Genomic DNA, 10141 nt, shown 5'->3' with positions numbered 1-10141 from the left:
TCTTACTGTTTGGAATATTAGGTTTTTTTATAAACCTACCACCTATTTACGCTGGTGAATTATACGCCCCTAAAACGGAGCTAAGCACAGGTGATACGTTAGAAGCAGAAGTCCGATTTAACACAGATGAAACGGCTGATCTTTATATTGCTGTGGCACTAGATGGGGTTTTATGGTTTTATTCACCTGAAGGATTTAGCCCAACAGTACAGCCTTTTCTACGTGGGCAAACTTTGCGTGGCTCTTATCCTATATTTAAATTTGCCGCTGATGAAGTGCCTTCCGGTCAATATACCGTGTATCAACTGACCACTTTGGTAGATTCAAATCCATTAGATTCCTCTAACTGGTATGGCGACTTACATAGTGTGCAATTCAATGTTGATTCACATTCAGGGCAAAATGACTCTGATGATGATGACGACGACAACGATGATAATGACGACGATGATGATGATGGCGACGACCATGATAACGACGGCGACGGCGATGATGATGATGATGACGACCATGATAACGACGGCGATAATGATAACGATGGCGATGATGATAATGGTGTTCCTAATACAACAGACCCCAATGTCCCATCTAGCGTTGTTGATGGATTTTATACCTTACTTGCTTTCAATGATTTAGGAATGCATTGTATGGATGAAGATTATTCAGTATTTTCAATTTTACCTCCTTATAACGTGATTAATGCACAAGTATTGAAACAAGGGCGTGAACCTGAATTATTATCTGATGCTGAAGTCGAAATCCGTTATTCACCAATTCCTGATCCAGCAGGCTCAATTAATAGTTACAGCGTGGGTAAAACTAACTTTTGGCAATATGCAAATCAATTGTTTAATACCGAATTACCAGAAGGACAAGGCTTAAGTGGCAAGTATATGCCAGCCGACAGTAGTGAAACGCCCACTTTTGACTATGAAATAGCCCAACAATGGTTTCAAGCTGCGGGTATTCCAATGACTGCGATAGACGATGCAGGCAATACCAATCCTTATCCAATGTTACGCATCAGTGCCCATGATAAACAGACAGGTACATTTTTGACTAGTACCGATGTTGTTGTTCCCGTTGCACAAGAAACAGACTGTAAAAACTGTCATGCCACTGGCGCGGTTGCCACTGTTAAGGAAGGCATTACATGGTCAAATGAGACTAATTTAGAAGTGCAAGCAAAATGGAATATCGTATTTTTACATGATGCAGAACACGCAACTCAATTGGCTCAACAAACCCCTGTATTATGTGCTTCTTGCCATTATTCAGCGGCATTAGATTTAGCGGGAGAAGGCAAAAAAGGTTTACAAAAGAATTTACCTTCAATGTCTCAAGTCATGCACCAACATCATGGCAAATTGCAGCAAAATGGACAAAGTATTTTCCCAACAGGCGGCAAAACCCAACAGGATTGTTATCAATGTCATCCGGGGACTCAGACCCAATGTCAACGTGGCGCAATGAGTGAAGCAGCACAATGTCAGGATTGTCATGGTGATATGCTTGCAGTTGGTGGCGAATATCCATTATTAGCGGGTGGTAGTTTGGATGGACAAAATGATAATGCCGCGCGTAGACCTTGGGTTGATACACCTCGCTGTCAATCTTGTCACACAGGTGATGCGGTCAATCATCTTAATGCGGATAATATGAAATTACATCCAGCCGGCATCCGTTTAATTCAGACTTATTTAGAAGGCGATGCATCAGCCTCACCAATTAAAGCTGAAAATCAACGTTTTGCTGAAAATGAAAATACCTTATTCCGCAATAGTAAAGGGCATGGCGGGGTTGCTTGTGAAGGTTGTCATGGTAGCACCCATGCAATTTGGGAAAATCCTGATGAAGATGCCAATGACAATGTGACCGCGACTCAGCTACAAGGACATTCAGGCACAATTATCGAGTGTCAAACCTGCCATGACAACACTTTACCTATCACCACAAATGGTCCTCATGGTATGCACAATGTTAATGATCCAAGATGGATCGATCATCAGCATGAACGTATGTATGAACGAGATGAAGAAGGTTGTAAGGCTTGTCATGGTATGGATTTATTAGGGACGGTATTATCTAAAATGCCAGTCGACAGAGCGCTCAATGTGGAAGGTAGAACAGTTCGTTTTAATAAAGGAGATTTAGTCGGCTGTAATCATTGTCACTCTTTGCCTCATTAATGGTTGATATATAAGTTCAGTTGATTTAAGAAGCTTGACAGGGATGTTGGCTTCTTTTCAGATGACTTTACAAAAACCAATTACAGATAAACTTGAATTAAATCAGTGTATAAGTATGCTGTAACAAACTACCATAGTATTGAGTCATTTTATTCATAGGTATCACTTTCTGACTTGGCTCTAGCTCTCCTCTTGTAGTTTTCCACGGATTTTCTTGATGAGTTAATGTTTCTAAATGAGAGGCTGATAACTCACCATAATGGTTTAGAATAAGCTGCATCAGTTTCATTTGATGTTCATTTGGTTCTATCTCGAATGAAAACGACTCTGGCTCTTAAATATCTGATTTACCATAAATTTTATATTCGTAATAGTATGCAAAGTCAGTAATATCTGTGTTTATACTGAGTAAATCGATATTAGGATTAGACCAAGGATCATTTGCAAAATAAAAAATGCAAGCACTCTTTAGAAATCAGAGGTACTTGCATATACAAACTAAAAAATTAAATTCATTATTCCGTTGTGATTGAAATAATATCATCCATATGTCGAATGACTTCACCAGCAAGATCAATGGATTCTAATCCGTAGTAATAGGCTTTTCCTGCAACAACACTATCATCAATAAATGTGTACTCATCACTTTTACCTTGATTGGAATACAATGAATTATTGAGTTTAGTGGCATTAATATATTTGCCATTTTGCTGCTCTGCGCGGTAAATGTTAAAGCCTAAATGCTCTGATAATTCAGTCCATGTCAGTACAGTAGATTGAGTGTCAAATTTTCCAGAAAAACCAGCAATGTCTACGCTTAAAGGTTTACAGCTAGCATTTTCTTGGCAATGGAGTTGTTGAATTTCAGTATTGGAAAGAGCACGGTTATAAATACGAAAATCATCCGCTAAGCCAGAAAAATTGGATGTATATAAATATCCAGGATATGCTGCTGTTCGTCCGATTAAAAAATCAAAATCATTATCTATACACTTATCTTGTACCTCAATTGAATTGACAAGAATCCCATTGTCAAACTGACTTAATATATTTCCATCATACGTTTGAGTTATTAAATGCCATTCATTAGTTGATAATGGGTGTATGACACGACTATCAAAATACTTTCCATCACCCCAATGAGATGAACTACCAAATGATCTGTAATTCTGATTATTGCCAACATAGAAATTATAATCGTTGAAAGCAAAAGGATATGAAAAATCTTGTTGTCCGAAAATACCAAAATATTCAGGTCTATCTATTTCAATCTTATCGATATTTATCCATATAGAAAAAGTGAATTGGCATTGATTTTTTAGCAAATTTCCAATATTGATATGATGGTCTTGTCCATCAAATTGTACTGCTTGACCAATTTGACCTGTAACATAGCTCAAATCACCATATTCTGTACCATCATTCCCATTCCCAGAAGCATCCTCTGCATTCCCATCAAACGGATAATACGCAACCAAGCCATCATTTAAATCTGCAACGGCATTTCCAACTGCTACAAATCCCAGAAAACTCGTTAAAACCAACGTAGATGTTTTGTTTAACATAACTACCTACCTCCAGTATTGATAATATTTATAAATTTTATGGATGTTCTCATTTAAGACAGTAAAGTTTGTCAAATATTTCATCTAATCATACTCCAATCACCATTTCCAAAACTAACTATAGACATTTCCGCTGATTATTCGCACAATGACAACACACAATAATTAAAACAACACTCCAATAAATTCAACCAAAGGAGTATGAGGACATGATTGAAATCCGCATACATGGAAGAGGAGGGCAAGGCAATGTTGTTGCTGCATATTTGTTAGCAATGGCTGCCTTTGAAGAAGGTCGTCATGGACAAGCGTTCCCTAATTTTGGCGCAGAACGTCGTGGCGCACCTGTGATGGCATTTGTCCGTATTAATGATGAACCCATTTTACAACGTAACCAAGTCACTGCCCCCGATTTCCTCATTATTCAAGACCAAGCCTTACTACACGTCCCCGGTGTACTCAGCGGCTTAATGCCCAAAGGTAGAATTTTAGTCAACTCAAGTCTCAGTAGTGAAGAGGCCAGCACTGAATTTAAACGCGAAATCACAACCATTCCCGCAGGCGCATTAGCCAAAGAAATCCTTGGGCGACCTGTACCCAACACCGCATTACTCGCCGCCTTTTTCGCTTTAACAGGCATTTTGTCACAAGCCTCATTGCAGAAAGTGTTACAACAGAAATTCAAAGGGCCAACATTAGATAAAAACTTGAGTTTAATTATCAAAGCGGCAGAACTTGTATCGGCAAATCAATGGAAGGAGGCGTAACATGTTACAAGCTTTAGAAGGTTCTCAAGCTGTTGCACAAGCGGTTGCATTATGTCGTCCTCAAGTGATTGCAGCCTATCCGATTACGCCACAAACCCATATTGTAGAAAACATTTCTAAACTGGTTGCGGATGGTCAATTAAACTGTGAATTTGTCAGCGTCGAAAGTGAATTTTCAGCCGCATCAGTCGTATTAGGTGCAGCGATGGCAGGTTCTCGCGCCTATACTGCCAGTGCATCGCAAGGGATTTTGTTAATGGCAGAAGTGCTGTTTAATATCTCGGGAATGCGTGTGCCGTTGGTGTTGACCTGTGCCAATCGCGCCGTGTCCAGTCCGTTATCGATTTGGAATGACCAGCAAGATTCAATGTCAGTGCGCGATGCGGGATGGATTCAATTATATTGTGCCGATAATCAAGAAGCGGTTGATACCACGATTCAAGCTTTTAAAATTGCTGAAGCCACCGAATTACCCGTGATGGTCTGTATGGATGGATTTACTTTAACTCATACTTTAGAAGGGATTGATATTCCTACGCAAGAGCAAGTCGATCAATTTTTACCTGAATTTAAATTTTCTCGTACTTTAGACCCACGCAATCCCATTAGTGTTGGCACATTAATTTCTCCAGACCATTATAGTGAAGCACGTCATTCTCATCATCAAGCCTTGCTCAATGCCAAAGATGATATTGTCGCGATGGATCAAGAGTGGGCTAAGATTTCAGGTCGAGAATCGGGCGGTTTGGTTTCAACCTATGGTGATGATGATGCCAAGATTGGGATTCTGGTTATTGGCTCAGTGTTCGGTACATTGAAAGCCGCGCTAGTCGATGCGCCACCGAATGAAGAACCTGTCAAATTAATCAAATTACGCAGTTTTCGCCCATTTCCCGTTGAAGCAATTCGCGAAGCCTGTCAAGGTTTGGATAATTTAATTGTATTAGAACGCGCCTTATCCCCCGGTGGCGGTGGCATTGTCGGCATCGAAGTGTTATCCGCAATTGCAGGCATGGAAAACCCTCCAACATTACATAATTTCACAGTCGGTTTAGGCGGGCGCGATATTCCGCTGGAAATTTTACCGCGATTATTGGAAAAAGTACGCACCAATCCAACTCCGAATCAATTTGAAATTTTTGATGTGGAATTGGATCGATTGCCAGAGGAAGATCGCTAACAATGAACAGTTATCAATTAACAATTATCAATGAACAATTATTATTAATGCGAGGTGTGTGATGAATGTAGAAGTGAATATTCCTGTTGCTGATTTACGTTCAAAGCAACCTCGTTTTCGTGGCATGGAGTCGGGACATCGTGCTTGTTTGGGTTGTGGTGAAGCGTTGGCGGCGCGTTTGGTGATGGAGTCGGCAGGCCCTGACGTGATGTTGGCGAATGCCACGGGTTGTTTAGAAATTTTTACTACACCGTGGCCAGAATCTGCATGGCGTGTGCCTTGGATGCACTCATTGTTTGAAAATACGGGCGCGATTGCCTCAGGTATGGAAGCGGCAATGAAGGCTCAAGGTAAATCCACTAAAGTGATTGCGATGGGTGGTGATGGCGGTACGTTTGATATTGGTTTTCAGGCATTATCGGGCATGTTGGAACGCGGTCATAATGTGATGTATGTGTGTTATGACAATGAGGCGTACATGAATACGGGGATTCAGCGTTCAAGCTCGACTCCACATGCTGCGATGACAACCACTTCGCCACCGGGTAAAGAGCGTATGGGTAAACGCCATTTGAAAAAAGACATTGTGTCTATTGTTGCCGCACATCACATTCCGTATGCCGCAACCACATCGGTGGCTTATCCTTCTGATATTCGTAAAAAAGTCCGCCGTGCAATGGAAATTGATGGTCCAACCTTTTTGCAGATTCATTGTCCTTGTCCGTTGGGTTGGGGTCATGAAGGCGATCAAAGTATTGCGGTGGCACGATTGGCGGTTGAAACGGGTTTATTTCCGATGATTGAGTTGGAGCGTGGCGGCTTGGTCGGTGCTGTGCCGATCCGGAATCCTAAGCCTGTAGAAGAGTATTTGCAACAACAACAACGTTTCCGTCATTTATTTACTGATGATGTGCGTGCTCAGCAGGAATTAGAACATATTCAAGCGATTGCGAATCATAATATTGAAATTTATGGTTTACGCGGTGGTGACAAAGATAATTTTGATAGCGAAGGCATGGACACGGTTAAACGTGGTGGTTTACGTTGGGGTTGATTGATGATGTTTTCTAGTTGCCTGTTTTGGGTGGCTAGAAAATCGCTCATTACAAAATTCTGATAATGTAGCCCGTGTAGGTTGTGCTGACGAAGGAAGCTCAACAAAATTGCAACCTTATTGAAAGATAGATGTTGGGCTTCGTTCCTCAACCCAACCTACCAACCTACCACGCTACAACATAATAATATTCAAGAATCTAATATATGGAATACGATCAGATATTTTTTTGGGATACTTCTCCTGATGCTACTGTAAGCATGTCAGAGAGCAAAAATGAATTAAAAAATAAAGTAATATCTGCTCACCTTATAGGTGGTCATATTATTGTTCGTCCTGCTGAACTTTTTGAAGGAGACGATTTTTACTTTCAAGATGCCATTAGTGAAGATGGTTATTTATATAATCTAATGAAATCAGGGGCTGCTAGCCTTGCTTTGGATATCCATAGTAGTTTGGAAGAACGAGTTAATTGGCGATTTCGAGATGGTACTGTTTTTGATAGGGGTAAAAGATATACTACAAAAGTTGATATAGAAAAGATCAAGAAAAGAACTGAAGAAAGGGCAGAAAAAATAACTGCATGTGGATGGAAAAGTTGCCTCTTTCGCTCTAATAGAAATAAAAACCAATTTGAGAAAGATCTAAATATTCATATAAAATCTTTATTAACTACTGTTTCTATTAAATATATTAAAGGTGGAATCAAGTCTAATGCTGCTATCAACTCATTTATAAATAGTTCCATTCAAGTTGTATCAAGATCAGACTTATATCAGGTAATAGAAAATATATGGGTTTTGGATATCACAGATACAAAAAAACAATCTTTTATTACTGATTGTAAAAGTGTACTTACTTGGGCTGCTATTTTAAATTCGACTATGAGTTATGGAAATAGAGTTAGTGAACTTAAAGGGTTTAATTACAATACGTTTTCTTATTTTGCATCAGCTTCAAAGTTAGATGCCTCTAAGGTGGAAAGTACTATAATGGAATCTTTTGTCAAAGTTCTATCAAAAAAGGTTAGTACGTTAGAGTCTGAGACAGAATATTTCGCAAAAAAAATGCTCAAGGAAAATGCTAAAGAATTTGCCAATTTAACCACATCACTGGTTACACCTAGAGATAGGGAAGAATTAAAGCAGCTTTTATATGGGGAGTTTCATCACCAAAGTCCAAAGTCATTAGCACAATTTGTTACTGAAGAATGGAGAAAGTTAAAACCTTCAGATATTGACAGGCTGGTTGCTATTAGATTTGATGAGTTAGAAAAGATGTATGGTTATAAGACAGGGAGGAGTAAAACGATATTATCTACTTTACAGAGTCTTGGAATAGAGACAATTTTATTAGCAATAGGAGGAGGAATTCCATTTTTACCCACATTAATAAGTTCATTTAAGGAATTAAAAGAAGATGAAATTGAAATCCGCCCTATATTTTCTAGTTATAGAAAAACAGTTTAATCTGAGTTCAATATAAGTTTATCTCGTTCCTACAAGTTTTGTTGGAATGCCTTCATAACACGTGTCACGTCAAGTGTATTCATGACGCAGCGCGTCTGGACTGCATTCCTACATGGCATGTAGAAACGAGACAACAGTGAACATGTTAAATACTCAATTAGAATCTATTGGATAATTTTAACACGGTAGGTTGTGCTGACGAAGGAAGCTCAACAAAATTGCAGCTTTCTTAAACAATAAATGTTGGGCTTCGTTCCTCAACCCAACCTACCGCGCTTGGCGGCATAATGAAGTAGTATCGAAAAATAAATGTATCTGGAATGAAAGAAGGCATTGGAAATATTCATACTCTATTGAATTTGATGAGAATATGCAATTGTTAATGAAGCCATGCTATATTTATGATACTTGGTGGGAGCAGCATGGAAGAGGAGAAAGAGGTTCGTACTAGTATTATGAGCAAATTTGTTTCGGCTGGATTAGAAATTAAGAAATTATATTCTGGTTTCACACCATCTATTAGTGTGGATGCTTGGTTGGATGATGAGGTATTATCTAAGTATGCTAAGACAGAGCTTGGAATGTATCAAAATCGTTTACAATTACTTTCTTTTAAAGATGAAGCAAACATTAATAAACTGGGAAGTTTCATTTTACAAAGAAGTGATGTAGTGCTTATATCATTGGATATATTAAAAACATCCTTGGACGCTATATATTTATCAGAAGAAGTTCATTTTCCAGAAGGTTGGGAGTGGAAAGTATTAGGGCTGGATATATGTGATATAAATGGACTTTACTCATATTTAGAAATGACTAGTGTAAATGGTGAATTTACATTGTTTAAAGAAGAGCAGTTGCTTGATGCTCTTGCATTATGTGAGAAGGCAAATATTATTGAGTATTCACATTCTCCTTTTGTTGTTGCTCGATTAAGGAGACTTATATCTATATAGTACAATGTGAATTAAGAGTAAGAATCGTAACTCATTGAAAAATCGACAACTGAATTTTTGTTTATCAGAGTTTATCAATTTAAGCCCGCGTAGGTTGTGCTGGCGAAGGAAGCTCAACAAAATTGCCACATTCTTAAACAATAAATGTTGGGCTTCGTTCCTCAACCCAACCTACCGCGCTATTCTGCTTAAATAATGGGCTGTTAAATAATGTCTCATACGCAGAACGTAGGAACGAGAAAACAAACAAGTTAATATGGATCAAAATCCAAAGACAGATTATTTTCAGATAAAATCTGAATAGTTTTTTCTGATAAATTTAATCCAAGCCTTAAATCCACATCACCAGATACTACATGAATACAAAGTTGAGCATTTAAACTAGAAACTTTGCTAAAATCATGTTCAATAGCTTTCTCTTCAGCTTCTTTAACTAACGATATTATATTGTTATTTACGACATCAGGGGAATATTTTAACAAGATTATATCAGCTAGAATGAAGTTTTTCTCAGAGACAATAAATAACCTAGTATTCACTATTTCCATTTCTCCCAAAAACATCTCCTACAATGTAGCGCGGTAGGTTGTGCTGACGAAGGAGGCTTAACAAAATTGCAGCTTTCTTAAACAATAAATGTTGGGCTTCGTTCCTTAACCCAACCTACCGCGCTTACTTCTAATTATCAAAAACCAGTAAAATTACAAATAGTTATAATACCAATAATGTATATTTACTTTATGACTATAGGTTTATTGAAGCTTATTAATTAGCTTTATTTCGTTCCCACAAATTTTGTGAGAATACCTTCATGACGCAGCGCGTCTGGGTTGCATTCCTACATGGCATGTAGGAACGAGATAAAATAATCTGATTTTTCCAATACATATTGATATCCACATTCTTTACACAAGGCTTTTTTCTTGCCTTTAACACTTCCATTCAGTTTTGTTTTATCTGA

The 10141-nt window shown here is 38.4% G+C and carries 9 protein-coding genes; 6 read left to right on the top strand and 3 right to left on the bottom strand.

All coding sequences use genetic code 11. From position 1 onward, the window contains the following. On the top strand, window positions 1-2189 hold a 2189-nt coding region (locus ABXH34_RS15270; protein ID WP_353572748.1), incomplete at its 5' end, for a hypothetical protein. 97 nt (window positions 2190-2286) lie between these two features. Here ABXH34_RS15270 and ABXH34_RS15265 read toward each other — a convergent pair. Both ABXH34_RS15265 and ABXH34_RS15260 read right to left on the bottom strand, forming a co-directional pair. Beyond that, on the bottom strand, window positions 2287-2478 hold the full coding sequence (locus tag ABXH34_RS15265; protein ID WP_353572747.1) for a Panacea domain-containing protein: 192 nt from the start codon (window positions 2476-2478) through the stop codon (window positions 2287-2289). A 226-nt stretch (window positions 2479-2704) separates the two neighbouring features. After that, window positions 2705-3754: a LamG domain-containing protein gene (locus tag ABXH34_RS15260; protein ID WP_353572746.1), complete on the bottom strand. Its 1050-nt coding sequence runs from the start codon at window positions 3752-3754 to the stop codon at window positions 2705-2707. Between the two features lie 209 nt (window positions 3755-3963). Between ABXH34_RS15260 and ABXH34_RS15255 the strand changes: the two genes are divergently transcribed. The 5 genes from ABXH34_RS15255 to ABXH34_RS15235 all read left to right on the top strand — a co-directional run bounded on the left by ABXH34_RS15255 (window position 3964) and on the right by ABXH34_RS15235 (window position 9180). Next, window positions 3964-4521: a 2-oxoacid:acceptor oxidoreductase family protein gene (locus ABXH34_RS15255; RefSeq protein ID WP_353572745.1), complete on the top strand. Its 558-nt coding sequence runs from the start codon at window positions 3964-3966 to the stop codon at window positions 4519-4521. 1 nt (window position 4522) lies between these two features. Beyond that, on the top strand, window positions 4523-5701 hold the full coding sequence (gene porA, locus ABXH34_RS15250; protein WP_353572744.1) for a pyruvate ferredoxin oxidoreductase: 1179 nt from the start codon (window positions 4523-4525) through the stop codon (window positions 5699-5701). Between the two features lie 61 nt (window positions 5702-5762). Further along, entirely contained in the window at window positions 5763-6755 is a 993-nt protein-coding gene (locus tag ABXH34_RS15245; RefSeq protein ID WP_353572743.1) for a thiamine pyrophosphate-dependent enzyme, read from the top strand. 206 nt (window positions 6756-6961) lie between these two features. Continuing rightward, a complete protein-coding gene (locus ABXH34_RS15240; RefSeq protein ID WP_353572742.1) occupies window positions 6962-8224 on the top strand; it encodes a hypothetical protein in 1263 nt (420 codons plus the stop codon). 422 nt (window positions 8225-8646) lie between these two features. Further along, window positions 8647-9180 (top strand): hypothetical protein, encoded by a 534-nt coding sequence (locus ABXH34_RS15235; protein ID WP_353572741.1) that lies wholly within the window; start codon window positions 8647-8649, stop codon window positions 9178-9180. Between the two features lie 251 nt (window positions 9181-9431). Here the strand turns inward: ABXH34_RS15235 and ABXH34_RS15230 are convergent, their stop codons facing one another. Then, the gene (locus ABXH34_RS15230) at window positions 9432-9737 is read right to left on the bottom strand and encodes a hypothetical protein (RefSeq protein ID WP_353572740.1); all 306 of its coding nucleotides are present in this window, start codon (window positions 9735-9737) and stop codon (window positions 9432-9434) included. Between the last annotated feature and the right edge of the window lie 404 nt (window positions 9738-10141).

This window comes from Candidatus Albibeggiatoa sp. nov. BB20, from assembly GCA_016744725.1.
In the GTDB taxonomy this organism is placed as follows: Bacteria; Pseudomonadota; Gammaproteobacteria; order Beggiatoales; family Beggiatoaceae; genus Albibeggiatoa.
This window is presented reverse-complemented; position numbering and strand designations above follow the sequence as displayed.

Coding starts and splice junctions, on each gene's coding strand:
- ABXH34_RS15265 (WP_353572747.1), bottom strand. CDS start 2,478: ATGAAACTGATGCAGCTTATTCTAAACCATTATGGTGAGTTATCAGCC.
- ABXH34_RS15260 (WP_353572746.1), bottom strand. CDS start 3,754: ATGTTAAACAAAACATCTACGTTGGTTTTAACGAGTTTTCTGGGATTT.
- ABXH34_RS15255 (WP_353572745.1), top strand. CDS start 3,964: ATGATTGAAATCCGCATACATGGAAGAGGAGGGCAAGGCAATGTTGTT.
- porA (WP_353572744.1), top strand. CDS start 4,523: ATGTTACAAGCTTTAGAAGGTTCTCAAGCTGTTGCACAAGCGGTTGCA.
- ABXH34_RS15245 (WP_353572743.1), top strand. CDS start 5,763: ATGAATGTAGAAGTGAATATTCCTGTTGCTGATTTACGTTCAAAGCAA.
- ABXH34_RS15240 (WP_353572742.1), top strand. CDS start 6,962: ATGGAATACGATCAGATATTTTTTTGGGATACTTCTCCTGATGCTACT.
- ABXH34_RS15235 (WP_353572741.1), top strand. CDS start 8,647: ATGGAAGAGGAGAAAGAGGTTCGTACTAGTATTATGAGCAAATTTGTT.